This is a genomic window from Chryseobacterium sp. ON_d1 (assembly GCF_006829085.1).
GTDB lineage: Bacteria > Bacteroidota > Bacteroidia > Flavobacteriales > Weeksellaceae > Chryseobacterium.
Genome location: NZ_BJTC01000007.1, coordinates 142,661 through 167,997, shown reverse-complemented (window position 1 = coordinate 167,997; position 25,337 = coordinate 142,661). Strand labels below are relative to the sequence as shown.

22 protein-coding genes are annotated in these 25,337 nt (G+C 36.3%); 12 read left to right on the top strand and 10 right to left on the bottom strand.

Annotated features, from left to right (window positions below; genetic code table 11):
• Positions 1-20 precede the first annotated feature (20 nt).
• On the top strand, positions 21-209 hold the full coding sequence (locus tag CRS_RS12705) for a hypothetical protein (protein WP_142724412.1): 189 nt from the start codon (positions 21-23) through the stop codon (positions 207-209).
• A 231-nt stretch (positions 210-440) separates the two neighbouring features.
• Here the strand turns inward: CRS_RS12705 and CRS_RS24820 are convergent, their stop codons facing one another.
• The 3 genes from CRS_RS24820 to CRS_RS12690 form a co-directional block, all read right to left on the bottom strand.
• On the bottom strand, positions 441-566 hold the full coding sequence (locus CRS_RS24820) for a cyclic nucleotide-binding domain-containing protein (protein WP_142724499.1): 126 nt from the start codon (positions 564-566) through the stop codon (positions 441-443).
• Positions 567-887: 321 nt separating this feature from the next.
• Positions 888-1,838 (bottom strand): AraC family transcriptional regulator, encoded by a 951-nt coding sequence (locus tag CRS_RS12695; protein WP_142724411.1) that lies wholly within the window; start codon positions 1,836-1,838, stop codon positions 888-890.
• 96 nt (positions 1,839-1,934) lie between these two features.
• Entirely contained in the window at positions 1,935-2,771 is an 837-nt protein-coding gene (locus tag CRS_RS12690; protein ID WP_142724410.1) for an SDR family NAD(P)-dependent oxidoreductase, read from the bottom strand.
• Between the two features lie 308 nt (positions 2,772-3,079).
• On the opposite strand from CRS_RS12690, the gene CRS_RS12685 reads away from it, so the two are divergent.
• The 4 genes from CRS_RS12685 (at position 3,080) to CRS_RS12670 (ending at position 6,427) form a co-directional block, all read left to right on the top strand.
• On the top strand, positions 3,080-4,072 hold the full coding sequence (locus CRS_RS12685) for an SDR family NAD(P)-dependent oxidoreductase (RefSeq protein ID WP_142724409.1): 993 nt from the start codon (positions 3,080-3,082) through the stop codon (positions 4,070-4,072).
• Positions 4,073-4,126: 54 nt separating this feature from the next.
• Complete coding sequence (locus tag CRS_RS12680) at positions 4,127-4,855, top strand: SDR family NAD(P)-dependent oxidoreductase (RefSeq protein WP_142724408.1); 729 nt, start codon at positions 4,127-4,129, stop codon at positions 4,853-4,855.
• A gap of 109 nt (positions 4,856-4,964) precedes the next feature.
• Complete coding sequence (locus CRS_RS12675; RefSeq protein ID WP_142724407.1) at positions 4,965-5,768, top strand: AraC family transcriptional regulator; 804 nt, start codon at positions 4,965-4,967, stop codon at positions 5,766-5,768.
• Between the two features lie 146 nt (positions 5,769-5,914).
• Entirely contained in the window at positions 5,915-6,427 is a 513-nt protein-coding gene (locus CRS_RS12670; protein ID WP_142724406.1) for a GNAT family N-acetyltransferase, read from the top strand.
• Positions 6,428-6,492: 65 nt separating this feature from the next.
• Here CRS_RS12670 and CRS_RS12665 read toward each other — a convergent pair whose 3' ends face one another.
• The gene (locus CRS_RS12665; RefSeq protein ID WP_142724405.1) at positions 6,493-7,284 is read right to left on the bottom strand and encodes an AraC family transcriptional regulator; all 792 of its coding nucleotides are present in this window, start codon (positions 7,282-7,284) and stop codon (positions 6,493-6,495) included.
• A 247-nt stretch (positions 7,285-7,531) separates the two neighbouring features.
• Between CRS_RS12665 and dapB the strand changes: the two genes are divergently transcribed.
• The 3 genes from dapB (at position 7,532) to CRS_RS12650 (ending at position 10,548) form a co-directional block, all read left to right on the top strand.
• Complete coding sequence (gene dapB, locus CRS_RS12660) at positions 7,532-8,335, top strand: 4-hydroxy-tetrahydrodipicolinate reductase (RefSeq protein WP_142724404.1); 804 nt, start codon at positions 7,532-7,534, stop codon at positions 8,333-8,335.
• A 374-nt stretch (positions 8,336-8,709) separates the two neighbouring features.
• Positions 8,710-9,252, top strand: coding sequence for a helix-turn-helix domain-containing protein (locus CRS_RS12655; RefSeq protein ID WP_142724403.1), 543 nt, complete (start codon positions 8,710-8,712; stop codon positions 9,250-9,252).
• A gap of 99 nt (positions 9,253-9,351) precedes the next feature.
• The gene (locus tag CRS_RS12650; RefSeq protein WP_228451246.1) at positions 9,352-10,548 is read left to right on the top strand and encodes a retropepsin-like aspartic protease; all 1,197 of its coding nucleotides are present in this window, start codon (positions 9,352-9,354) and stop codon (positions 10,546-10,548) included.
• 50 nt (positions 10,549-10,598) lie between these two features.
• On the opposite strand, the gene CRS_RS12645 is transcribed toward CRS_RS12650, so the two are convergent.
• From CRS_RS12645 to CRS_RS12635, 3 genes are all read right to left on the bottom strand, one after another.
• Positions 10,599-11,264, bottom strand: a complete 666-nt coding sequence (locus tag CRS_RS12645; RefSeq protein ID WP_142724401.1) for a DUF6624 domain-containing protein — start codon at positions 11,262-11,264, stop codon at positions 10,599-10,601.
• Between the two features lie 163 nt (positions 11,265-11,427).
• The gene (locus tag CRS_RS12640) at positions 11,428-12,900 is read right to left on the bottom strand and encodes a S41 family peptidase (RefSeq protein ID WP_142724400.1); all 1,473 of its coding nucleotides are present in this window, start codon (positions 12,898-12,900) and stop codon (positions 11,428-11,430) included.
• Positions 12,901-13,367: 467 nt separating this feature from the next.
• Positions 13,368-14,402, bottom strand: a complete 1,035-nt coding sequence (locus CRS_RS12635; RefSeq protein ID WP_142724399.1) for a LamG-like jellyroll fold domain-containing protein — start codon at positions 14,400-14,402, stop codon at positions 13,368-13,370.
• Positions 14,403-14,534: 132 nt separating this feature from the next.
• Between CRS_RS12635 and CRS_RS12630 the strand changes: the two genes are divergently transcribed.
• The 4 genes from CRS_RS12630 (at position 14,535) to CRS_RS12615 (ending at position 20,220) form a co-directional block, all read left to right on the top strand.
• Entirely contained in the window at positions 14,535-16,523 is a 1,989-nt protein-coding gene (locus CRS_RS12630) for a sensor histidine kinase (RefSeq protein WP_142724398.1), read from the top strand.
• Positions 16,524-16,527: 4 nt separating this feature from the next.
• Positions 16,528-17,148, top strand: a complete 621-nt coding sequence (locus tag CRS_RS12625; protein WP_142724397.1) for a response regulator transcription factor — start codon at positions 16,528-16,530, stop codon at positions 17,146-17,148.
• Positions 17,149-17,440: 292 nt separating this feature from the next.
• Positions 17,441-18,577 carry an AraC family transcriptional regulator gene (locus CRS_RS12620; RefSeq protein ID WP_142724396.1) on the top strand — a complete coding sequence of 379 codons (1,137 nt, stop codon included), beginning with the start codon at positions 17,441-17,443 and terminating at the stop codon, positions 18,575-18,577.
• A gap of 203 nt (positions 18,578-18,780) precedes the next feature.
• Positions 18,781-20,220 carry a serine hydrolase domain-containing protein gene (locus CRS_RS12615; protein ID WP_142724395.1) on the top strand — a complete coding sequence of 480 codons (1,440 nt, stop codon included), beginning with the start codon at positions 18,781-18,783 and terminating at the stop codon, positions 20,218-20,220.
• Positions 20,221-20,272: 52 nt separating this feature from the next.
• Here CRS_RS12615 and CRS_RS12610 read toward each other — a convergent pair whose 3' ends face one another.
• The 3 genes from CRS_RS12610 to CRS_RS12600 form a co-directional block, all read right to left on the bottom strand.
• Entirely contained in the window at positions 20,273-20,791 is a 519-nt protein-coding gene (locus tag CRS_RS12610) for a DUF2911 domain-containing protein (protein WP_142724394.1), read from the bottom strand.
• A gap of 38 nt (positions 20,792-20,829) precedes the next feature.
• Positions 20,830-22,518, bottom strand: coding sequence for a sodium:solute symporter (locus CRS_RS12605; RefSeq protein WP_142724393.1), 1,689 nt, complete (start codon positions 22,516-22,518; stop codon positions 20,830-20,832).
• Between the two features lie 100 nt (positions 22,519-22,618).
• Entirely contained in the window at positions 22,619-25,123 is a 2,505-nt protein-coding gene (locus tag CRS_RS12600) for a PIG-L family deacetylase (protein WP_142724392.1), read from the bottom strand.
• Between the last annotated feature and the right edge of the window lie 214 nt (positions 25,124-25,337).

Here is a 25,337-nt window from a genome sequence, read left to right as displayed (position 1 = left end):
TTGGCCTTTTAGGTCCCGGGTTGACAACAGGAGATGCTGATGATGCCTCCTCAGGCATTGTATCTATTCTCAGACAGGAGCTTAGTCTGGTTATAACCAATGATGGACAGCCCTCTAATGCTACCGTTTATGACTGCCGTGAAGCAAAAAATGATGATGCCATACATATTCATTCAAAAATATTAAAAGACTTTATAGAAGCAAGATAATCTGGACTTACAAAACCTAGCTTTTTAACCCTTTTATTGAATAGTAAATTTTATCAATGATATGCAGATACCTCTTCCAATTTTAGATTTAAGTTTAGAAAGCTCAAAAATTAAATTGTAAGAATTTTAATTAAAAAAAATACCGATAAAAATGAGCTGTATAATTCTTGTTTAATTTGACTTAATCGAACCAAATCATCAATAAAAGTGTTTGAAGATGCACTCTTTAGGTCATTTAAGGAGACGACTATTTGATGAAACAATATGTTCCTTACTATTATCATCTGTATAATAGAGCTTCAGAAGACCGGACAATACAAAGTATATATATTTTACGTTTTCACCTTCCTTAAAAATACAATTGAACTTTTATATTCTTTACAAATAAAGCTCTCCTATAAATGCAAATTCCTCTTCTGTAATTGCTACGATGTTCTCTATATGCACTTTTAACAAATTATGCTTATTATCCATTGAATTTAAGTAGACCGCTGTGCATTGCTAGGATCTTAAACTCTTTATCGGTTTAAATCAAATATACAGCTTTATAATAATGACTTTAACACCTTCCTATCCTAAATTGAGCGTAAGCATTAAAGTTAGATAAATATAATGCAACAACCATATACACGTAAGACAATAGCTGTTAGACTGTTAGCGTTTAAGTAACTGTAACAATTAATTGAATTGACCTCTATATTGCTGTGGACTTTGATTTGTTTTTAATTTAAATAATCTGCTGAAGGATTGGGGCTGTTCAAAACCTAATTCAAACGCAATTTCGGAAATACTGAGAACTGTAGTAGATAACTTATTTTTAGCAAGGTAAATCATTTTATCATGAATAATCTGTTGAGTGTTTTGCCCTGTAAGATTTCTTAACAGATCGCTTAAATAGCTTGCTGACATATGTAGCTGATCAGCTAAATAATTAACAGTTGGAACTCCGGAATTCAGCACCTTATCGCTATTAAAATAATCCTCCAATAATTGATCGATACGATCGGTAAGACTGGGATAGTTTTGTTTTCTGGTAAGAAACTGCCTGTTATAAAAACGTTGTGCATAGTTCAGCAATAGTTCGATTTGAGATATGATCACATTATGGCTCATGTCGTCTATACGATTTTCAAGCTCTTCTTCTATATCTCTGAATAACGAAAGAATGGTTTCTTTTTCTTTAGCCGAAAGGTGCAGCGCTTCATTGGTAGCATAAGAGAAAAAATGATACTGATGGATCTTTTGTGCCAATGGGTATTGTAGTAAAAAATCAGGATCTACAAGTAGTGTGATCTGCGGACTAAGTATTTTCTGTTCCGCAGTTTTCTCTTTATCGTTCTCTTCTATTGAAGAAAGAATTTGCTGTGGAGCTACAAAAAACAAACCTCCCTCTTTAAAATCAAATTTAGTCTGACCATACATTAACTCTCCTCCGGCATCCGGTTTAAAAGCTATTTTATAATAATTCAGCACGTGCGATTTATTGGGTATACGACCTTTAAGTGCTTTGTCTACACCGTTTAACAAAACGATTAAAGGGTGCTTTGGGGGAGGAAAACCGGAGGCCTTCATTACGTCAGCCAGCGTATTGAATCTTTTTACGGAATGATTCGATTTTTTTGAAACCATGTTATAAAAATTCTAGATTACAAGTTAAGCAATATTCGCTTTTCCACACTAAAAAGAAAAGCGAATAAAAGCATATCAAAAAACATCATAGATGGATTAACCTTGGGCTGCTTCTGAAATAGTTTTCCAGGTTTCCCATTCCTGAAGGCGTTTAGCATAGATTTGTTGGATATGTGGCCAATCGTTTTTACCCAGAAGTAATCTCAATGGCGGATTTTCAGTATCAACGACAGCAAATATGGCATCGGGAGTGGCAATGGGATTTCCTCGTTCCAGTTTTTGTAAATTTTCCATCAGGCTGCTTTTCAAATCATCATAATCCGTTAGTCTTTTGCCGGCTATTTTTAGCGATTCAGCACTGCCGAATTCAGTATTATATGCCCCCGGTTCAATCAGCGTTACTTTGATGCCAAATCCTGCAACTTCTTTAGATAAACTATCATAAATGGCTTCAAACGCAAATTTTGAAGAACAATAATATCCGATTAGAGGATTACTGTAAATGCCAACAGCGCTGGATGTCCCCAAAACATGGCCGTAACCTTGGGCCCGAAGTATAGGTAATGCTGCCTGAATCACATGGATAGGCCCTATAATATTGGTCTCGTACATGGCTTTTACCTCATCGGTGCTGCTCTCTTCTACGGTTCCCACCAAAGAATATCCGGCATTATTAAATACAATATCTAATCTTCCAAAATATTCGTTAGCCTTGCTAATAGCGTTTTGCACCTGTGAGGCATTGGTTACATCGACTTCAAGAATCAGGACCTGATCGCCATACGTTTCTTTTAAGGCTGCAATGCTATTGATATTACGTGCTGTAGCAGCCACCTTGTCTCCGCGTTTCAAAGCGGCTTCTGTCCATATTTTTCCAAATCCTCTTGAAGATCCCGTAATGAACCAAACTTTTTCTTTCTGTCTATTTTCCATTTTTTAATTGTATTACTATGAATGCAAAATTGCTCCTAATCAGATACACTTACGTTGCCAGAATGAGGATTATCCTAACCAAAACAAAGAAAAATGAACGAACGGTATTCAGGAACTGTTTTTTCATCTTATGATTAAATCTAAAGATGGATGTCCAGATTTAAACTGTTCGATTTTTTGGACACTTGCAATAATTGTTATAAAATCACCTGCCCTTTTGAACAAAGTTAATTAGGCCTTTTGAACAAAACAGAACAGGTTAAGCTTCTCTAATTTTGTCTCAGTAATAACAATTAAACGTATTCAAAATGGAAAAGAATAATTATCAGGGAGCTCAACAACAGCCAATCGGTTCAGGCTTCAATGCATTTTCAACAGCCAATGATGTCATTCAAAACATCAATCTCACCGGGAAAGTGGCTATTGTCACAGGCGGTAATACAGGAATCGGGCTGGAAACCACAAAAGTTCTCGCCTCAGCCGGAGCTACAGTAATCGTACCCGCACGCGATATTGAAAAGGCAAAGAAAAATCTGGAAGGAATTGCCAATGTGGAAATTGCCACAATGGATTTAATGTCACCCACCTCTATTGATGCCTTCGCAGAAAACTTTATCTCGTCAGGAAGACCTTTGCATTTATTGATCAACAATGCAGGCATTATGTGGGTACCGCTTCGCAGAGATGTACGGGGTATAGAATCCCAGCTGGCGACCAATTATTTAGCTGCATTTCAGCTTACCTCCGGATTATGGCCAGCACTTAAAAAAGCCAATGGAGCACGGGTTATCAATGTTTCTTCCCACGGTCATCATTTTGCGTCTTTTAATTTTGATGACCCTAATTTCCTGCATAGAGAATATGAAACTTTACAGGGGTATGGACAATCCAAGACAGCCGTCAATCTTTTTTCGATGGAACTGGATGTACGGGGACAATCTTCCCATATCAGAAGCTATGCGGTTCACCCCGGTTCTATTGGCGGAACAGAATTAGGCAGGGAAGCTCCACTGGAACTATTTCAAAAAATGGGTTTCGTGGATGCAGATGGCAATATATTACCTGAAGTAGCGGCATCCTTAAAAACCATCCCACAAGGAGCTGCTACAACAGTTTGGTGTGCTGCCAGCCCTTTACTTGAGCATATTGGTGGAGTCTATTGTGAGGATGGGGACATCGCAGTACTCTCATCAGATATTACCGAGCAGAAAGGAGTAAATCCTTATTCACTGGATGAAAACAATGCCAAGAAACTATGGAAACTGACTGAAGAGATGACAGGCATCCGCTTCAATCCATAAATACTGATAATTCTCTGAATGTTTTTATGTAACTCAGTCCTAAAAAGCAAAAAAATGAAAAATCTAAATGGTAAAATAGCCGTTATTACCGGTGGTAACAGCGGTATTGGCTATGCCACAGCCAAAAAGCTAAAAGAAAACGGCGCCCACATTATCATCACCGGAAGACGGAAAGAAGCTATTGAGAAAGCTGCTGATGAATTGAATGCAACACCAATGACTGCTGAACAGTCGAAATTAAATGATATAGAAAATCTAGTCAGTCAAATAAAGCAACAATTTGGAAAAGTTGATATCTTGCTTATCAACGCTGGTATTACAAAATTTTCCACCATTGAGCAGACAACAGAAAGTTTATTTGACGAAATCATGAATGTGAATTTCAAAGGAGCTTTTTTTACATTGAGTCGCTTTATTCCGTTACTTAATGATGGCGCTTCTGTCATTATGCTTTCTTCTACTTCTGCAACCATTTCGCCACAAAGCGCTTCTATATATGCAGCCAGTAAAGCTGCGATCAATGCAGTTGTAAAAATAGCGGCCCTTGAACTGGCTTCGAGAAAAATACGCATTAATGCTGTAAGTCCAGGCCCCATAGCGACAGAAATCATGGATAAAATCGGTTTGAATGAAGAATTGGAAAGTCATCTGATACAAAGCATTCCAATGGGAAGAATGGGAAAAGCAGAAGAAGTCGCTGATATGATCCATTATTTAACAAGTGAAAATGCAGGTTTTCTGACCGGAGCCAACTTTCTGGTGGATGGCGGACAATCTATTTAGAGAGGCAAGATAGCCATTTTGCTTCTCTTACCATGAACTTTTAAACAAAGTAAATAATGTTATTTCTTATCTTTACCTTATTGATTTCCTTCTTAAAAAAACAAAAATCATGGAATACCAAGCCCGATACATTACCGAAGATATAAAACTTTCAAGCTACGAAGACAAGTTTTTCAAATCGGACATTATGTTTGATGAGCATATGCTGGTCTGGTTTCTTTCAGGAGAAACCAAGATTGTACAGGCTGATGCTTCCTATATATTTGGAAAAGGGGATATTTTTCTAATTCCCAGAAATCAGTTAGCTACTATTATCAATTATCCTAAAGACGGTGAACCCCACAAAACAGTGGTCATGCATTTATCATTAGAAACATTAAAAAATTTTTATGCAGACAAGAACATAAATCCTCAACCCAAAAATTCACCGAAGATTTTTTGTTTCAATAATCACCCTCTGCTGGAAAGTTGCCTGGCATCGCTTATTCCCTATTTTGACATGAAGGACATCCCTGTGGATATTGCTTCCATTAAAATTACCGAAGCCATCAGTATTCTCAGAACCCTGAACCAAGAAATCGATCATGTGCTTGCCAATTTTGAAGAGCCCGGAAAAATCAATCTTGTAGACTATATGGAAAAGAATTTTATGTTCAATCTTCCGCTGGAAAAGTTTGGTTACCTCACGGGCAGAAGCCTTACAACATTTAAGCGGGATTTCAAAAAGGCTTTCACCATGACGCCACAACGGTGGTTAACACATAAACGTTTGGAGCTTGCTTATTACCAGATCACTGAAAAGAAAAAAAGGCCATTGGAAGTTTGCTATGAGGTAGGATTTGAAAACCTCTCCCATTTTTCATTTGCTTTCAAAAAGCAATTCGGGATTGCCCCGAGCTCTTTAGTTTCTTAAATTTTTATAGTTAAAAATCTTCTGTCAGTCAATTTCTATAGCTACATTTTACATTGTTGCCAGGTTAATGATTTGCAATATTCAGCCAATGAAAACAAATATTTTTTAAATAATTTTACAAATTGTTTTTACTTTTAAATATAGATATGGAAGATAAGCAGCTTCAACTGGAAAAAGGTGATTTTAAAATCCGGCAGCTTAAAGAAAATGAAGCACAGCTATATAAAGCTATGCGATTAGAGGCTATTAAGACTGAACCTGCAATGTTCAGAGTCAGCAATCCGCCCGAAGCTGAGCTCACAGATATTGAATGGGAACAACGAATTAAAAATCCCAGACTGGTTTACGGCCTATTTAAAAATAATCAGCCGATAGGCATGACAAGTATGCTTCTATTGAACCCTGAAGAAGCATATTTGGGACAATCATATATTAAGAAAGAATTTAGAGGCCAGGGACTTTCTTCACTCCTGTACCAGATAAGAATGCAGAGTGCCTACCAGTTAGGATTAAGAAGATTGTCTGTTAGCCACCGTAAAAGCAATCTTGCTTCAAAAGCAGCAAACCAGCGCATGGGCTTTATTTTTACGCATGAGGAGAGCATGAGCTGGCTTGATGGTACAACGGAGGATGTACTATATTATGTACTGGATCTATGAAATTTTAAAGAATTTATTAACTACAAAAGTCTATATTTTTTACAATTAGTATTAAGATCAGAATTTTAAAATTTACCACTGATTCTTGCTTTTTCTTTCATAATCCCAAAGTAGGAAGTGGTAAAGGCTGATAGACTTTTATAACCAATCATTAAAGCTATCTGACTTAAAGTATATTGTCCTGTATTGATTAGCTCAATACTTTTTAAAATACGGATCAGCTGTATATATTTTTGGACAGTAATGCCTGTTTCCCGTTTGAATATACGCTGAAGGCTTCTTATAGACATTAAGGATATATCAGCTAAGGTATCTATGCTTAGCTGTTCCATATAATTCTTATTAATATAATTACATACAGGGAGGAGCCTTGAATCAACTGGAATCGGGATTTGTAAACCTTTTTTCTCTGTACAGAAATGAGGAAGACTACTCAATAAAGCTGTTAAGAAATATCCCTGCTCTTCATTTTCATCCAATAGTTTATTCCATTTTGAAGCATATTGAAGCATTTCTTTCAAAACAGACGGTGCAGAAAAGACATGTACTTCATTATAAAAGTCATTGTCAAAAACTTCTTTGAATAAGATAACCATAAGGTTAACTGTGCCAGCTTCCGACTGAGTAAGATGTCTTTTACCTGAAGGAATCCAAATTAGATGATTTTGTGGAACAAGATAAATTTTATTCTCAATGTGAAAATACTGATATCCCTCTTCCACATAAGTCAGCTGATATCTTTGGTGAACATGATCATAGTCATCATGTGTCCAGTCTTTCTCATACCAGACATAAGCAGCAATTCCAATTTCATCATCAAATTCCCCTTGTCTTTTTTCTAATAATCCACATTTCATCCTGGCGTTTTATATAATAATTTTGGCAAATTTAATAAAAACATCGATTGTACATTTGTATTATCATAATTAAAATGAAAACATGTTTTATTTTTACACAACCCTAACAATATCATTATTAAACACTTATTATTCTGTTCAGTAAAAAAAACATACAGAGCAGCCTGGGTGCATATTCTATACCAGGCAACTCAACTGTCGAAATTCAAGCTATCTTTGAGATAGAATAACATAAAAAAATAACATTATGAAAAAAGTTTTTGTTGCAGGAGCCACGGGATGGGCGGGTTCTGAAATTAGCAGATCAATTTTAAATAATGACGAAATAATATTAACTGGCGGACTTTCTTTATCTCAAGATGGGAAAAATCTGTCAGAGATTCTGTCATTAAAATCGGACAATAATATTCCATTGTTTAAATCTATAGAAGATGCAATAGAAAATGTAGAATTTGATATTCTTGTAGATTTTACCAAGCCGGAGATAGCAAAGCATAATATCCACACTGCTTTACAAAAAGGCAAAAAAGTCATCATTGGAACTTCAGGATTAACTGATAAAGATTATGAAGAAATCGAACGTATTGCCAATGAAAATGATACTTCTGTTCTTGCTGCAGGGAACTTTGCATTAACTGTTGTTTTATTGCAAAAGTTTGCTGAAATGGCAGCAAAATATATCCCCCACTATGAGATCATTGACTATGCGGATGCTAAAAAAATTGATGCCCCAAGCGGAACAGTGGCAGAACTGGCTTATCGTCTTTCTAAAGTTCAAAAGCCTAAACTATCCGTAGCAATAGATGATACCATAGGAAATAAAGAAACAAGAGGCGCAACAATAAACGGCATACAGGTTCATGCTGTTCGTCTGCCTGGCCACACTCTCGCTGTCGAAACCATCTTTGGACTCAAGGGAGAAAAATTAATACTGAGACATGATTCCGGAGAAAGTGCGGAGCCTTATGTAAAAGGAGTATTACTTGCCATCAAAAACATTGATACTTTCAAAGGTTTACGAAGAGGATTAGACTCAATAATGGAATTTTAACAGGAAAAACAAAAAGAAAATTTCCCGGGGAATAAAATTTCACTTGGACCTATTTCCTAATATACATTCGTTGAGATCACAAATAGCCAAAAGGCGCCAACTCTCTTTAGTCGGCGTCTTTTTTCCTTTTAATCGAAGGGTATGAACAGTTTCTAAATATTGGATTTTTTATCCTGTCGGATAATAAATGCCACACGAAAGTATTCGTACGGCAGAGATTTATAAAGAAAATGTCTGTGGATATACAAAAAGAAAATTTCACCCGTTAGAATTTACCATTGGTCTGGATAAATCTTATAATGCTCAAGTATTTTCTTTTTTTTCAAAATCATCGAGTTTAAAATAATTACCTTAGCATAACTAAAGGGTAAAACATGTCAAAATTAACAGAACAGCGGGAAAAACTTTGTCTTACACAGGAGGAACTGGCAAAAATTTCAGGTATTTCTGTGAGAACCATTCAGCGGATAGAATCCGGGCAGGTACCAAGAGCCTTTACGCTAAAGGCTCTTGCCAAAGCTTTGCAGGTGGACGAAGCTTACTTTGAAAAGAACGAAATTCCTAAAGATGAAAAACAAAATATGCAGTGGAATAAAATCGTGAATCTTTCTGTATTACCTTTTATTTGTTTTCCGCCGTTAAATATCCTTGTTCCGATTGTTCTTATTCTTTGGAAAAAACAACTGAATCAGGTCAATAAACAACTCCTCTCGATACAGATCATTTGGATATTGATCGGTATCATACTGTTCATTTTTATTTTAATTCTGAACGATTGGTTCGGGGTGAAAAGTAATGCAAAAATGCTCATTCCTATTCTTTGGATCGGTATAAATGGGGTTATAATCATCCGAAATGCGATCATTTTAGCAAAAGGAGACTCTAACCGTATTTCACCGAATATCAACATCTTATAATCTAAGGCAGGTAACTGGCGGGGTATTGACGTGACATTGACATGTATTATTTTCTTATTCTAGAGATTTACTGCATTTCTTTGCTCAAAAATGTATGTCATGAAAAGATCAGATATTAAATACCGGTTCTTTAAAATTTTGGTGATGTTTATTGTAGGAATGCAAATCAGTTATGCACAGCAAAAAATCAGAACGATCAAATCTGCTTCAGAAAAAGCCTTAATCAGTGATGGAGAGAACGTTAAAATGGATTGGCATTTGGAGGCTGGAGTTAATCCTGATATTTATTACGTCAATATTCCTTTCCAAAAAAGTGTTATAAAGTTCACAACTGATCAGGACGAATTGATCATCAATACCCAACCTCAAAAAAAATATGATTTTGTGGTTTTACTTAACAGTAAAGACAGTTGTCATATCCAGATTGCATCTGTTCTTCCTCCTGATGCTGCTCATCTTGAAACAAAAAACAGCTATCCAATTCGTGTACCTTTCACATTACTCAATTCCAGGATTTACTTAAATGGACAAGTCAACCATAAAGATGTGCTTTTACAGCTTGATATGGGCGCAGGAACCAGCGTTGTCAACAGAAAATCTTCAGAAAAAATAGGTTTAGAATTCTCTTCACACAAAATGGTAAGCAATACACATGGGCTAAACAAAGAGAAAACAAGTCTGAATAATCAAGTGACGATATCCGGTTTGCAGTGGAATAATATTGAACTGACTGAGGTTGGAAATATGGATGATTCTGAAGACATCATTATCGGAAATGGATTTTTCCGGGATAAGATAATCGGGATTGATTACGATAAGAAGGAACTCACTATTTATGAAAACCTGCCCAATAAAGCCGGAGATTATAAAAAAATGCCTGTGTATTATGTTCAAAACCGACCGATGTTCAATGCTGAAATTGTACACAACAACAAAAAGTACAGCTCATGGTTCCTTTTTGATACCGGAAGAGACGGTTCTATGTTGATTGGAAATGATTTTACGGGGTCAAAAAACAATTGGGAAGAATTGAATCCGCTCACGGTAGTCAACGGACGGAAAATAATTCGGCTGGATGCTTTTATTGCCGGGATACAATTTAAAGACATTGTAACCAATGCTTCCAATCCTGCTGTACCAAATGCCAAAGCAAGTTTATTTGGTAATCAGATTTTAAAGCACTTTAATGTGATCTTAGACAACAAAAAAGGAACACTGTATCTGAAACCAAATTCCCTTGCCCATGAACCTTATTTCAACTATGACAGCTATCTGAAACAAATGTCAAATAAATAGAAACCAGGTATCATGATCACCATAAACATTTGTCGATTTGAAAACCCGCTTTATTTATATAATACAGGTTCATGTATACCTGCCTTGCTAAGTCGGTCCTTATTCATTTCGAAATGCATAACAGTCATATCATTATAATATTTTTTGAAAGAAGGTAAATGATAGCGGGCTCTCCATTTGTCGACCCGGGCACTGTCTACAAGTCCGTATTTGGGAATAGCCTGCCCAATTTTGTTATAGGTTACCTGTGAGCCAAAACGTTGCTTTTTCTTTTGATTAACTGCTATTCTGTCCTCCAGCATGGCATAATGACTTCTGTCGGCATTCTTTTTCCTAATTTCTTTTTTCAGCACTTTCAGCATTTCTTGCTGAAACAGAACATCATTATCCGCATGCTGGATTGAAATCCAAAACTGGGTTTCTTTTTCACCGATTTTATCATACCCCAGATAGCCATATTTTTCATAGAGTCTTTTTATTCTGTTTTGGTTTTCAAGTCCAACACTGTCTCTCATTTTCAGGAATACATCCCAGACTTTTTTCTCTCCATATTTTTCTTTCAATTCCGGAAAAGGAAGGCCTGCATATTTTTGGTCAATGGTATAGATGTAATTCAATTCATCCAGAATAGTTTTTTTGTCAGCATCAGAAATTTGGCTGGATCTGCAGCCTAATGCTATAAAGCTTAAAAATATGATTATCAAATATTTTTTCATATATCATTTATTTTTAGAGTTCTCCGGTAGTTGGGTACATTTTTATAATTTCTACACATTAGCAATAAGTTCCGCCATAACGCTCAAATTAATTCCAGTTTTCACATTCCTGATTTTTATATGATCGGTTTGATCGCATAGGTTTTGCTACATCCAAACTCTGTCACTTTTTATTTATCAATTGAATCGTATCATCCAGTTCAACATCCTGCTTATTGATCCAATTTTCGAACGTAGCTGCTATTTCATGATCCGGTATTGTACCGCGGCCGAAGTTTTTATTCAGATCAACCGCATTGGTGTATTTCTGCAGAGGTATAGTGATAACCAATCCTGTTGGAATTTTAGCTCTGCTCAGCATTCCGCTTGTATTGCCTTGATAACCGCCACCCGTCTCCTGCCCGATCACTACAGCTTTTTTGTTATATGACATCACGGCTGTAAAATCAGCACAGGATGAAAGACACAGACCATTGGTTAACAGATAGCTGTTTCCCTTAAAATTCATTTTGGCAGGTTTCTGCGGCTCGTAGTAATCGAATTCTTTGGTGATCCAGGATTTTTTCCAGAGATACAACCCGTTATTTTCTTCTGGTTTTTTGTAGAAGATCTTGTTGACGCCTTTGATCTCTTTAGCTACACCTTCTGTAACTTCAATCTCATCCCAATACCTGAAGGTCTTGTCAAAAAAGAAAGACGCCAGTAAAGCTGCATTATCATCCGTTCCTCCTGTATTGTTTCGTACATCAATGATAAGATCCCTGATATTCTGTTGTTGTAATGTCTCAAATACTTCCCTGATAAATTTCTTAAAATTCTGCCCGCTTTGCTTTATTGCGGTATCGGCAAAGGAATGAACTTTTAAAATAGCCATCTTATTTTTTATTTCGAACTCAAGTGCCCCATGATAGTTCTTTTCAAGCTGCTCCAAAGGAGGAAACACATCTTTGGAAACACCGTTTAGCTCAAAGGCCTGATCAGTACCTTCTGATCTCACAACAACTTTAAAAACTTTAGGAGCATCTATTATTTCCTGATACCAAAATGGAAATCTGTAATTCAGCAAAAGTATTTTTTCCGTTTGGTTATATCCGTCTGAAGGAATCGCACTAAGCAGTTTTTTTAATACTACCGGAACAGGAGTTCCATTAATTGAAACCAACTCTGCCCCCTGCATAACCTCTTTATTTTCCGAGTAATTTTTTGAAACCAATACTTTCTGATTTTTGACATCCACGAAAAGTTCTAACGGCAACAAAGTATTAGAAGTATTAAGATAAGCTTTATATTCTTCCGGCAGCTCAATTCCGGTATGCAGGCATCCGATTTTAGCAAATAATGGTTTCAGCTTCCTGTAATACTGTAGCTGGGTTAAGGAATCCTGAATGCTCTGCTTAGTGGAATCAATCAAAAATCCAAATTTTTCCCTGTCTGTATATCTGTAGAATCCAGGGTGCTTTTTGCTAATTTCATCCATTAATCCTGAGGTCCATAGACGTAAACTATCTGCAGGATATTTCTGAGCAGGTTTAAGATCCTTTGTCTGCCCAAAGAAATTTAGTGTTGAACTTATCGATAGTATAATTATTAATGCCGGTTTGATAAAATAACTTCCTTGCTTCGATAGACTTATCATTGTTGATTTCGTAATTTAATTGTATTAACTTCTTATTTTTTGAATTGATGTTGATTGGATTAATCAGGTATCTTTTCAACAACTTTATTTTTGAATCAGATCATCCAAAATTAATTATAAGAAAGCTAAATCAACTTGACGATGGGTAAGTTTTACTTTCCCTTAAAACTTTTTTAAGTGGCGTGCGCTGAAAAATTTCGGGAAGCTGGCTGATGAGATTGCCATAACGTTCTTCCGGATTAACAATCGGGAGTTTGCTCTGATCCTTTTGTTTTCACCGGATATTGGTTTCAACGAAATGAAGTAAGACCAATCAGTTGAGGCTTAAATATTAAATAAGAAAGATGTGAGTATAACTCAGGGAAAGCTATACCCACAACAATATAAGACCGGATTGCCAGGAAATAGAATGACGTAAGGGGTCTTTCTATTTTAAATTCCTTCAAAAAAGTGAATTTCTGCCGTCTTTACTTTTTAATGACTTTTATTGTTTCCAGACCTTTCTCAGTTTTTACCCTAATCAGATAAGAGGCTGGAGTAAGGGATGACAAATTAATTTCTGCTTCAACGCTGCTTACTTTTTGCCTTATAACAGTTTGCCCTAGAAAGTCAATTACTTCAACATCTAAAATGGGTTGTTGGGATGTTAGGAATAACTTGTTTGTAGCAGGGTTAGGAAAGAATTTAAAATTTGTTGTTTTTTCTACTGAAGATACATTTAAATAAGTAGTACAAACAGTTCCGGTATTTATAACACTATTATCAACCCAGTTAGAGGAATTTCCGTTTAAAGAAAAACCATTAAGAGTTCCATTGTAATTATTTCCGCTGCTATCCTGCAAAGTTGTTACGGAAGCATTATTCGCATTAGCGATGCCCTGATTAAATTTATAATATGCAACTAATCCTGCTACCGGATCTGGCAGCTCACAGTTCATGGTGCTTGTTATTTCACTGGGAGACAAAGCCCTATTCCAGATTCTCACTTCATCCATAGTTCCTGTAAAACTATTTGCGGCATTATTAAAAGCACCTAACCTAACCATGTTTCCTCCATCTACCGGACCAACATCGTTACTGGTATCTATTAATGCTCCATCTTTGTATAATTTCAATGTGGTAGTTGCAGCATCATAAGTTACTGCAACGTGATGCCAGGTATTAACAGACAATGGAACGGTATCCTCAAGAGCGAACCAATCCCCGTTATGCCCTGCAGAAAGTTTACCGGAACTATTGGGTATCCAAAAAGCATGCAGCCCGTCTGAGTCACCACCAGAGATGATATTATTTTGGCTGTTTAAACTTTTCACATAAATCCACGCTTCTTTGGTGTAAGATAAAGGCAATATGTTTCCACAGCTTACATAATCATTTGTACCATCAAAATCCAGCGCCGCTCCTTGCTGGGAGAATCCGATTTGGAACATTAAAAGAAAACTGGCAACCCCAATTTTTTGAAAATTCAGCTTGAATGGCATTAAAAGTAATTTACGTTTCATAATAATAATTTTATTAATTAAGTCACAAAATTGTCGTATTCTTCCGGAGATTCATACAGGGGTAAACCCTTGAATTAAGGATTGCATAATTTTCAATATTAGAAATTGATACATTTGCAGAAAAATACTTGTATGGCTACGATTAAGAAAATAATATTCTTATTCATTACTTTTTTTACACTATCATGTAGGGAAAAAAAAGAAAATTTTTATTTTGAAAAAGTAACTCCGACAAAAGAAGAGCCTACAAAAGTTTGGTTAAGAAAAAATGAAAACTATCATGCTGATAAAGAATATTACCTGAAAACTTTTCTGAATTACTATCAAAGTAAAATTGCTAAAGGCAATTATTCAGATGCTTCCGGAATTCTGGATTTAGTGACTACAAAATTTGTTTATTTTTATGATTTTGACCCTCGTCTTACCAAAGCTGTAAAAGAATTTGATGAAAGATATAGGAAGGATTTAGCGCCATTAAAAACAATTTACATTGATAGTTATTATGGCAATTTAGAATTTGACAGAGACCATCTGAACAAGGCTAAGGATTACTTTTTAAAAATTACAGCTTTAGAGCCGGATGACTACAGAAGTTGTTACAAAATAGCCCGTGCTTATTATGATTTATCATATACTTATTTTGTTTTAGGGGATTTAAAAAACAGCATAGAAGCGAATGAAAAATCAAGAAACTACTCCATAAGAATTAGAGATAAGGAAAGCATAGTTTCCGTAGAGTCGAATTATGTCAATATTTACAAAGCAAACGGTTCTTTTCAAAAGGCACTCGCAAGTGCAGATGAAGTGATAAAGGGATCTAAAGAAATCAAAAACACCTATGATTATTTTATGGGAAAATATAACAAATGTTCTGTTTATGGTTTTTTTAATAAGCAACAGTCGAAAAATAAATACATTCACGAAACTTACAAAGAGTATATAGCCAGCCAATATGATAATGATGTACTTCTGCTCTGTATTTCTGATTACGAAATAGAAGCTTTAATTGAAGAAAATAAATTAAACGATGCCAAAATAGTTTTAGACAGAATAAAGCCTGTTGCAGAAAAAAACACCTCTCAAAATTGGCAAAAGGATTACCAGGCGACATTAGCTTTATATCAAATCACTAGAGATGTAAAAACATGTAACACAGAATATATAGAAAATTCACTGCCCAATTTGCTGGAACATAAAAACTACGAAAGAGCCAACCTGTTTTACAATGTTTTATTAGAAAAAGCAATTCAAAGCAGAGATCTGGACAAGGTTGTTTTTTATAATAATGAAGTTTACCGCACAAAAGACAGCTTATCAAGCGCAAAAAGTAAACTGATCAATTTAGAACTCGCAGCAAAATATGAAACTAAAGAAAAAGAGCAGGAAATTAACCTCCAACAGGAAACCATTACCAATAAAAATGCTGTTATTGTGGCTTTAATACTCGTTTTTATTGCCTTATTATTAGTAATTGTTATTTATTATTTAAAACAAAAGCAAAAGAAACTGTCTTTAGAAAAAGAACGGTCACTGCAATTTACCAAAAACCTTCTGGATAAAACCGAGGAAGAACGCAAAAGAATTGCATCTGATCTCCATGATAGTGTGAGCCATGAACTCTTGTCCCTTAAGCATTCTTTTGAGGCAAGCCAGCTTCAGTTAAACGAAAAAGTGGATAGCATTATTAATGATATCAGAGCCATCAGCAGAAATTTACATCCCGTCCTTTTTGAGAAAATAGGACTCAAAGCCAGCTTAGAACAATTCATGGAACGCATCCAGAATACACATCGTTTTATGATCTCATCCGAAATTGATTATCAGGACAGCCTCACAACTGAAAAAGAATTACAGATCTATAGAATTGTGCAGGAAGCTGTTTCAAATATTATAAAATACGCAGATGCTATCGCAGCAAAAGTAGTTTTAACGGAAAATAAAGACACCGTTATCTTAGAAATTTTTGATAATGGAAAAGGGTTTAATGTAAAGGAAACTATGGAAAAAAAGGATGCTTTTGGTTTACACAATATTATAGAGAGGAGCAAAGCGATTGGTGGACAAGCTTATATCACATCAACTGATAAAGGCACAAAAATAGAGGTGCAAATAAAAAAATAATACTATGAAAATTCTAGTTGCAGACGATCATCCTTTAACCCTGAATGGAACGGTTTCCTACCTTACCAATTTGGGCTATAACGTAGTTAGTGCCTGCTCTAACGGAACTGCAGCCCTTAATTACATTCAGGTTTATTTGCCGGATGTAGCTGTTTTAGATTTAAATATGCCAGGTTTGGACGGATTGGAAGTGGCCAAAAAAGTAATGGAAAATAAATGGCATACTAAAGTTATCATCCTTACGATGCACAATGAAATTGGAGTTCTGAACAAAGCAAAAGAATTTGAAGTAGATGGCTATATTCTAAAAGAAAAAGCGGCTCCTGATTTAGAAAAATGTATGAAAGAAATTGCTTTGGGAAAGAAATATTATTCCGGAGCCTTACTTCAAAATTACACAATAGAACAAACGGATGACATAGGCAAACTAAATCTATTAACATTTTCTGAAAGAAAAATAATAGAATTAATAGCTGCTCAGAAAACCAGCAAGCAAATTGCAGAGCTTCTTTTCCTGTCCGAAAAAACAGTAGAAGGACACCGTACCAGAATTATAGAAAAATTGGGTATCCCAAAAGAAAAAAATGCATTGCTGATTTGGGCAATACAGAATTACAAAAAATGAAAGATACCTTTCGCCCTATTATAAGCACGGTCAAAATAGAGCAGATTCTGATGAACATCCAGTTTCTCTGATTGCATAAAGTGTTGGAAGATACGCTCCTCTCCGGCACAAATTGTTAAAAGGCGCCAACTGAGACTGCTGCTTCATTATTTTCTATAAAAAATTCATTTATAACAACTTATAAGAATTATTTTGATTCAAGAACAAAATGCCATTATTGAAAAAAAATTACGGTAAAACATCAGATATTTTAATTTGACAAGAATTAAATTTGTATTTCTATTAAAAAACAATGGACAAGTTCTACTTTCTGCATCTCGTTTCCGCTATTGGTATTTTCCTGGTATTTTTGTTTGCCCTGTTTTTGATTACTGTAAAAACGAAGTACAGACTTTCAAATTGGCTGCTTGCATTTTTTCTTTTTACCAATGCCGTAGATGCAATCAAATTTCTGACAAGAGATTTTCCAGTAAATCATATCAACCTTGAGGCGTTTCGCTGGAGCATTGTCTATTTGGTTCCGGCATCGTTTTATCTCTATGTGCTGTCCGTTTGTTATGCCAATTTTAGACTAAAACCGAAACATCTATTGCACGTGATTCCGTTTGTTGCTTACAATTTGTATTTAATGGGAGGGATTTATTTTGTAGACACAGCCTCTAAAATACATTTTATAAAAGGAATCTATAAAATGCCTGTAACACAATTTTTCTACTTTCTTTTCGAATTTCTTTTTCAGGTATATTTTATTGCGTCATTTCTGGTGATCAGAAAATCCAAAACAGTCTATCTCGAGAATTATACAAATCCTAATGTTTCTGTACTTAACGCACTGTACAAAATAACACTTCTATATTATGTCATACATTTTATAGTTCTTATAAGATGGCTGGTTACTTTCATCTATGGTCCGGGAGAGCTTCGAGCCTGGATCGTAACGCTTGATGGATTTGCATTTCTATTCTGTACCTGTTGGTATCTCTTTGTTGCGTTAAACAATCCCGAATTTTTCCGAGGAGTAAATTCCGGGCTAAAACCAATTACAGAGGTCGTTCCAAAACAAAAAACCAGCCCATTAATAATTGACGAAAAAAATGCGCAAATCGAACTCTTAAAAGATTTTATGGCGGAAAAAGAACCATTTTTGGATTCTTCATTAACGATTCAGGATTTGTCAGAGCAGGTAAAAATGCCTGTCAAGGATTTATCTACTCTGATCAACCTGTATATGGATAAACATTTTTTCGACTTTGTCAATGAATATAGAATTGAAAAAGCAATGCAGATCCTTAAAGATCCTTCTCAAAAAGAACTGACTGTTTTGGAAATTTTATATCAAGTGGGTTTTAATTCAAAATCTTCGTTTAATACCTCTTTCAAAAAATATACTGGAAAAACACCAACTGATTTTAGAAAACAAGCTTTATAAAAATCGAATTACTTTTAAAAATGAGTTCGACTTTTTTTAATCGGTCGTATATTAAACCGTTCTGATGCATTTTTGCAGCAAAATAATTAAAAATAAATTGAATCGTTGTCAATACGTTTTCTGTAACTCCGGAACGCAGACTAAGACTATGATAAGACTCAATTCTATCAAAAGAACGTCTAAATAAAATTCAAAAATTTCTCATGAAAAATATAATTGTAATCTTTTTTTGCATTTTTTCAACACAGGTCTTTTCTCAGAAAAAAACAAAAAACGCCCAATTCACTAAGCAAACAAAGACAGATTTCAAAGTTGATAAAACAAATAAAAAATTAATAAGCCAAATCGATTCGGTAATGGTAAAGTCCTACGAGAGAGGTTTATTCAATGGGAATATCCTTATTTCTCAACATCATAAGATCATCTATCAAAAATCATTTGGTTTTAGTGATGAAACAAAACAGACTGCTTTAAACGACAAATCAATATTTAACACGGGTTCTATTGCAAAGGAATTTAATGCGGTTGCCATAATGATTTTAGTCGAACGGGGTCTTCTTGATCTTGATGACAAAGTATCAAAATTTAATTTAGGGTTGCCTAAGTGGTCTGAAAAAGTTACGGTAAGACATCTTATTAATTATGCAAGCGGTATTCCTCAAATTGACCCAATAGCACCTAAGAATGATGAAGAAGCATGGAATATCCTGAGAAGCAATGACAGTCTACTTTTTGAACCAGGAACCAGTTACAAGTATGATAACAGTAACGTCTTTTTGCAAAGAAGAATCATTGAAAAGGTTACCGGAATGTCATTTGAGGAGTTTATTTCTAAAAATATAATTGAGCCGTTGAAGATGACCAATTCAGTGTTTGATCCAAAATCGGGATATAAAAACCGAACATCCTGTTATGATTTTGACAATGTTAAATGCCCTGAAATGCAATTTATAAGCGGTTGGCTTTGGGTGGATATCAATGATCTGTATAAATGGATCGAAGCGATGAATTCCAATCGGTTAATATCCAAAAAATCCTTTCAGACCCTGTTGAATAATCCATATGCAAAAGACGAAGGAGGATCTCTTGGCAGGTACTTTGAAAAAGAAGGACTGCAAAGACACAATGGCGTTTCGTATAAATTTGAATCTATCTTTTTAAACGATTTTAAAAATAATATGACGATCATTCTATTGTCTAATAATCTAAATAAAGTCTGGGATTTAGGACATATTATTCACAGTTTAATGTTGGGAAAACAGTATGAAATTCCTAAAAAATCCATTTATCAGGCGATAAGAAAAGAAGCTCTCAATGACGTAAATAAAGCTATAGGGACTTATTATTCACTCAAAGAAAATTCTAAAAATGAATATAGTTTCGAGAATCCGGGTGAGCTTAATAAATTGGGATATGAATTATTAAAACTCGGAAAAATCAATGAATCTATAACCCTATTTAAATTGGCGGCAAATGAATTTCCTAAAGACGCAAATATTTTTGACAGTTTAGGAGAAGCTTACTTTACAGGTAAACAATATGAATTAGCGCTGGATAGTTATAAAAAAGCAATCCATCTTGGCGGCACTAACGGGAATGCTGAAAAAATGATAGATAAAATCGGGAAAGAAATAGGGAAGTAAAATTTTCAAATCAGATTTTAAACAAAAAATCCCGGATTACCGGGATTTCAGTTTATTTGATCTCTACAGGAACCGAGATTTTATCCCAATCCATTGTAAACCCATTACTGTTTATTTTATACACTAAATTTTCCTGTGTTGCCGGTAACGCTTTTGTTTTTACATCCACACGTAAAGCATCTTTAGCCTGTTCGTATTTATAAGCACCCCATTGTTTGGGCTCTTTGTTAAAAATGGCAGTCCAGGTTCCATTTTCTTTAGGGATCAGGAAAAAACTGTATTTACCTGCAGGAAGCGGTTTACCCTGAACGGTAATATTTTTATCCGTTTCGAAAGTAGTTGCTTCATTGGCACCTGCACGCCAGACTTTATCATAAGATTCTAAACCACCCCAGATTTTACGTCCTTTAACAGATGGGCTGCTATAGGCTATTGTAATGGTGGCATCTTTAATTTTTCCGGTCGCCGTAGCCGGAGGGCTGGCAGGTTTTTTAGTGTCCTGTGCAAAGGCGTTTACTGAAATCGTCATTGCAGCCAAAACCATGGTAGCAGATTTAATCATTGTTTTCATACTATTTTTATTTGTTTGTTTTTGTGATTGTCCGTTTACTAATTTACTGTTTTCTGCTTATAAAACAGTAAACCGATCGCAGAAAATATAATGACTGCTGCTGCCCCGATTACATTAAGCCAAAGGAAAGAAACGATATCGAACTGATAAACCGCAATAACCGTAATTTCCGATAAAATGGCAGCTATAAATACATTTGCACCATCGATTTTTTTATAATAAAATGCGACCAGAAAAATTCCCAATATCGGACCGTAGAAAAGAGAACCCAATACATTTACCGCTTCAATGAGGGAACCCATCTGCGTGGCAAACATAGCAACACCGATTGAGAAAATACCCCAGGCTAACGTATGCAGGCGGCTATACTTCAATTCGGTTTTCTCATCAGGAATATCTTTTCTGAAGAGTAAATGAACATCTTTTAACGAGCAGGCGGCAAGGGAATTCAGCGCTGCTGAAATGGAACCCCAGCTTGCCAGGAAAATGACAGCGAACAGTAAACCGATCATCCCTGCAGGCAGGGTATTTTTTACAAAATACAGGAAAATGTAATTGGTATCCGTTTTCTCTGCATTATCGTTTGATTGATTGATCGCTTCCTCTACCCTTCCGTGAAGGGCTTTTACCTGAGCCTGCGTGTTTTTAAATTCCTCAATAGTTTTTTTGAGTTGGGGAGAATGGGTTTCTTTCAGTTTTAGAATTTCTTTCGATTCTGCATTGAATTGTATCTGTAAATCCTGATGTTCTTTTTCAAAAACCGCGGCCTGTTCAGGTTTTGTTTCCTTTAAATGCTGATAAGAGCGTTCATTAAAATAAATCGGAGCCGGTTTCAGAGAAAAGAAAGCGAAAAGCAAAGCACCGATCAGGAGAATCGCAAACTGCATCGGAATCTTAACCAGTCCGTTCAGCAGCAATCCCATTTTTGCATTGGTATTGTCTTTCGCAGTAATATATCTTCCAACCTGGCTCTGGTCCGTACCGAAGTAAGAAAGTGCCAGAAAAAAACCACCAATCAGCCCGCTCCAGATATTATATTTATCTTTCCAGTCGAATTCTGTGGTAATGACATTGAGCTTTCCGGATTTTCCCGCCAGATAAAGCGCATCATTAAAGCCAATTCCATCCGGCATATCCTGAATCAGAAGATACCCTGCAAAAGCCATTGTTCCGAGGATAATGAGAAACTGTAATTTTTGGGTATGAGCGATCGCTTTTGCTCCGCCAATATAGGTGTAGATCAACAGAATGCCGCCTGTTAAAACATTGGTTAAATAAATATTCCAGTTTAAAACGCTTGATAAGATGATGCTCGGGGCATAAATGCTGATTCCCGTTGATAAACCTCTCGAAAAAAGAAAAAGCAGCGAAGTGAGTACCCTCGTTTTTTTATCAAAACGGTTCTCCAAATATTCATAGGCAGTGTAAACATTTAAGCGCTGAAAAATCGGGATGAAAGTAATACAGATCACAATCATCGCCAAGGGCAGACCAAAGTAATACTGAACGAAACGCATGCCGTCTGTATAAGCCTGGCCCGGTGCTGAAAGAAATGTAATGGCACTGGCCTGGGTAGCCATAATCCCGATAAGCACAATGTACCAGGGCATTTTATTATCTGCTTTCAGGTAGGATTCGTTGCTTTTCTGGCCACGGCCGATGAATACGCCGTAAACCACCACTGCAACAAGTGTAACAATAAGAACGGTCCAATCTATACTACTCATGCCCAGAATTTAGTAAACCAATAATAAAATGCGATCTGAACGACTAATGCAACAGCCAATAGCAGGTACCAGGTATTCCAGTTTTTAAGTTTCTTGTTCATCAGTTTTTCTGTGCAGATAAAAAGTTAAAAAATAAACGTGCCGCCCCAACATTTCCGGCAGGAAGCTGTCTGAAAAAAGCCAACGGTGTATAAATAAAATTACCCTTCCCATATCGGGCATATAAAGTGGATCCCTTCAGCGGTTCTTCTCCGGTATCATGCATTTCAAAAAGCGGTTCATACGCTGCGTCCCATTGAGCCGGGAAATAGGCACCACGCTCCTGTACCCAGCCTTTAAAATCATCCGCAGTAATTTTGTTAGGAAAGTTCAGTAATTTATGATTGGGATTCAAAAACGTAACCTCAGCATTTTCTTCGGTAACCCGTTTATTGGCAATACTGAAATTGTATATTCCCAATTGGTCAACGGTTGTATCCTGGCTGGTGTTATACTGCATCACCAGATTACCTCCGGTTTTAACATAAGACCATAAAAAAGGCATCCAGCGGCCCAGCTTTTTCTCCGTATTATTGGCACGCACACCCAGTACGATGGCATCATATTGCGACAGCCTGTTTTGATTGCCGTTTCCGCCAGATTCATGTAAGTTGCCATAAAAATCTTCGTCTTTCAGAACATCTACCCGGATACCCGCAATACGCAGGAAATCAGGAATAAAATCGCCTGCTCCTTCTATGTAGCCTACTTTTCTGACCTTCGCCTGAATATCACCTTTCATTACGGTGACCGTAGCAGGCGCAAAATACTGTAAAGAAGGTAAATGCGGGTACTGAATTAATATTTGTTTTTTATGATAAGTGACTCCATCTGCCACAAAATTGGCATCCAATAATATCCGGGATGAATTGATTGTGGCAAGCTTTGTTTTTGGAATAACATAATCGATTGTAGTATCGTTTCCATTAAGTGAACTTATATCAGCACCACCTAACCGTTCTCCGTTATACATCAGGTTCAGAACACCTTTATTGAACTGTCTGCCGGAGTTAATCTTAAGATTTAAGCTCAAATGTAAATCTTCATTTTCTTTAACCACATACAGCGGCTGTATAAATTTCAGCTCCAATGCAGGAACAATACGCAGGGCTTCAACTACATCACCACGCACCGGATCTAATTTTTTGAAAGATAAAGGAAGCTTAACGTGAAATTTTTCCGAACCTATTTTTAAACCAAGCAACACATTCAGTGGCGATTCTGCCTCAGGCAAACCCACTAAAGTATCATCCGGAACAGAGAAAGTGGCTGCGTTCACTGGAGGTTTTGCCAGCCAGTAAGGTTCTGTGAGTGCTGCATCTGCAGGAATCTGAATGTCATGCTGAATGGTAATTAAAGAATCTTTTGACAGTTTTCTGTTGAAGCTTTCCGACTGGCTTAACCATTGTACATTTTCTAAAACAACAGGATCTGCAGCTCTTGAAATCAGGTTTAACCTGAAATTATAATGATCTCCGGCAACCGCTTCAGCCTGAGGGGTAACCACCTCACCCATAAAACCGGCACAGCTTAAAATAATACGATCAAGAGATTTCATTTTATCTTTTTTCAGATCTGAATCATTGAGCGCCATGACCTTTTTCCGTAAAGCAAGCAACGCAGGTAAGCTCTGGGCTGGTTCATTAAAACTGAAAGCCGAAATGATTTGATCCAATGCCTGGTCAATATCAGCATTTCCCTGTGAAATCCAGGTTTTAGTAACTCCGTCAAAAAGGGTATTTTTTGCAGGTTCGCCGATCACATGTGAAAAATATTCAGTTCTGATGCCGGCTACAGACTGTGTTCCTGCACCCTGGCTTTTATGTAAGCTTCTGCTTAATCCCGCCAGTTCACCATAGCCCATTCCCAGTTGCGCATCATATTGCCCAACGGTAACTTTCAGTTGATTTTCAGCGGTTGTATTGACTCCTCCAAATCGAAAAGTATTCCACAATACACGTTTTGGCTGCCATACATTCACATATTTCAACTGATCCGGGAAAGCGTTTTTATCGCCTGCCATCTTAAAAGCTTTTTCTGCCACCACCGCCGAAGCTGCATGCTGCCCATGGCCTGCCGCAGCTGTGGGAGGAAAACGACAGATGATAATATCCGGACGGAATTGACGGATCACCCAGACTACATCCGCTGTGATGCTGTCTGCATTCCATTGTTTAAAAGTATCTGTTGTATTTTTAGAGAACCCGAAATCAATCGCACGGGTAAAGAACTGTTGGGCACCGTCTAATTTTCTTGCCTCCAAAAGCTCATGCGTTCTGATTAATCCCAGGACTGCCCCCTGCTCTGTGCCCAATAAATTCTGTCCGCCATCTCCTCTGGTTAAAGATAGATAGCCTGTTTCAACATTCTGATCGTTGATTAACCAGGAGAGCAATCCTGTATTTTCATCATCAGGATGTGCCGCAAGGTATAAAACTTTAGGCAGATGTTTAAGGGTTTTAAGGTCGCGGTAAATTTCAGATGATTTGGAAGGCCGGACCTGCTGGGCAGAACAAAAAACCGTATAAAATCCAAGGATAAATACAGTGCTTACTTTTTTAAACATTTAATTTTACTTTGCGGAACAAATATAAGTAAATCATCTTTCTTTCAAAATTAAAAGAATCAGACTATGAATTTCACAAAAAATAGTTTAAATTTTTCATTAAATCACAATTCAATACTTCAGCAGATCAACGAAGTTGATTCTTTTCTTTTGCTCTCTTAAAATCAAGTCAACAGTTTCAAAAATGATTGAATATATTGAACCATTAAGATTT

Excerpts from the sequence above, each read along its gene's own strand:
- CRS_RS12695 (WP_142724411.1), bottom strand. The coding sequence starts at position 1,838 with ATGGTTTCAAAAAAATCGAATCATTCCGTAAAAAGATTCAATACGCTG.
- CRS_RS12690 (WP_142724410.1), bottom strand. The coding sequence starts at position 2,771 with ATGGAAAATAGACAGAAAGAAAAAGTTTGGTTCATTACGGGATCTTCA.
- CRS_RS12685 (WP_142724409.1), top strand. The coding sequence starts at position 3,080 with ATGGAAAAGAATAATTATCAGGGAGCTCAACAACAGCCAATCGGTTCA.
- CRS_RS12680 (WP_142724408.1), top strand. The coding sequence starts at position 4,127 with ATGAAAAATCTAAATGGTAAAATAGCCGTTATTACCGGTGGTAACAGC.
- CRS_RS12675 (WP_142724407.1), top strand. The coding sequence starts at position 4,965 with ATGGAATACCAAGCCCGATACATTACCGAAGATATAAAACTTTCAAGC.
- CRS_RS12670 (WP_142724406.1), top strand. The coding sequence starts at position 5,915 with ATGGAAGATAAGCAGCTTCAACTGGAAAAAGGTGATTTTAAAATCCGG.
- CRS_RS12665 (WP_142724405.1), bottom strand. The coding sequence starts at position 7,284 with ATGAAATGTGGATTATTAGAAAAAAGACAAGGGGAATTTGATGATGAA.
- dapB (WP_142724404.1), top strand. The coding sequence starts at position 7,532 with ATGAAAAAAGTTTTTGTTGCAGGAGCCACGGGATGGGCGGGTTCTGAA.
- CRS_RS12655 (WP_142724403.1), top strand. The coding sequence starts at position 8,710 with ATGTCAAAATTAACAGAACAGCGGGAAAAACTTTGTCTTACACAGGAG.
- CRS_RS12650 (WP_228451246.1), top strand. The coding sequence starts at position 9,352 with ATGAAAAGATCAGATATTAAATACCGGTTCTTTAAAATTTTGGTGATG.
- CRS_RS12645 (WP_142724401.1), bottom strand. The coding sequence starts at position 11,264 with ATGAAAAAATATTTGATAATCATATTTTTAAGCTTTATAGCATTAGGC.
- CRS_RS12640 (WP_142724400.1), bottom strand. The coding sequence starts at position 12,900 with ATGATAAGTCTATCGAAGCAAGGAAGTTATTTTATCAAACCGGCATTA.
- CRS_RS12635 (WP_142724399.1), bottom strand. The coding sequence starts at position 14,402 with ATGAAACGTAAATTACTTTTAATGCCATTCAAGCTGAATTTTCAAAAA.
- CRS_RS12630 (WP_142724398.1), top strand. The coding sequence starts at position 14,535 with ATGGCTACGATTAAGAAAATAATATTCTTATTCATTACTTTTTTTACA.
- CRS_RS12625 (WP_142724397.1), top strand. The coding sequence starts at position 16,528 with ATGAAAATTCTAGTTGCAGACGATCATCCTTTAACCCTGAATGGAACG.
- CRS_RS12620 (WP_142724396.1), top strand. The coding sequence starts at position 17,441 with ATGGACAAGTTCTACTTTCTGCATCTCGTTTCCGCTATTGGTATTTTC.
- CRS_RS12615 (WP_142724395.1), top strand. The coding sequence starts at position 18,781 with ATGAAAAATATAATTGTAATCTTTTTTTGCATTTTTTCAACACAGGTC.
- CRS_RS12610 (WP_142724394.1), bottom strand. The coding sequence starts at position 20,791 with ATGAAAACAATGATTAAATCTGCTACCATGGTTTTGGCTGCAATGACG.
- CRS_RS12605 (WP_142724393.1), bottom strand. The coding sequence starts at position 22,518 with ATGAGTAGTATAGATTGGACCGTTCTTATTGTTACACTTGTTGCAGTG.
- CRS_RS12600 (WP_142724392.1), bottom strand. The coding sequence starts at position 25,123 with ATGTTTAAAAAAGTAAGCACTGTATTTATCCTTGGATTTTATACGGTT.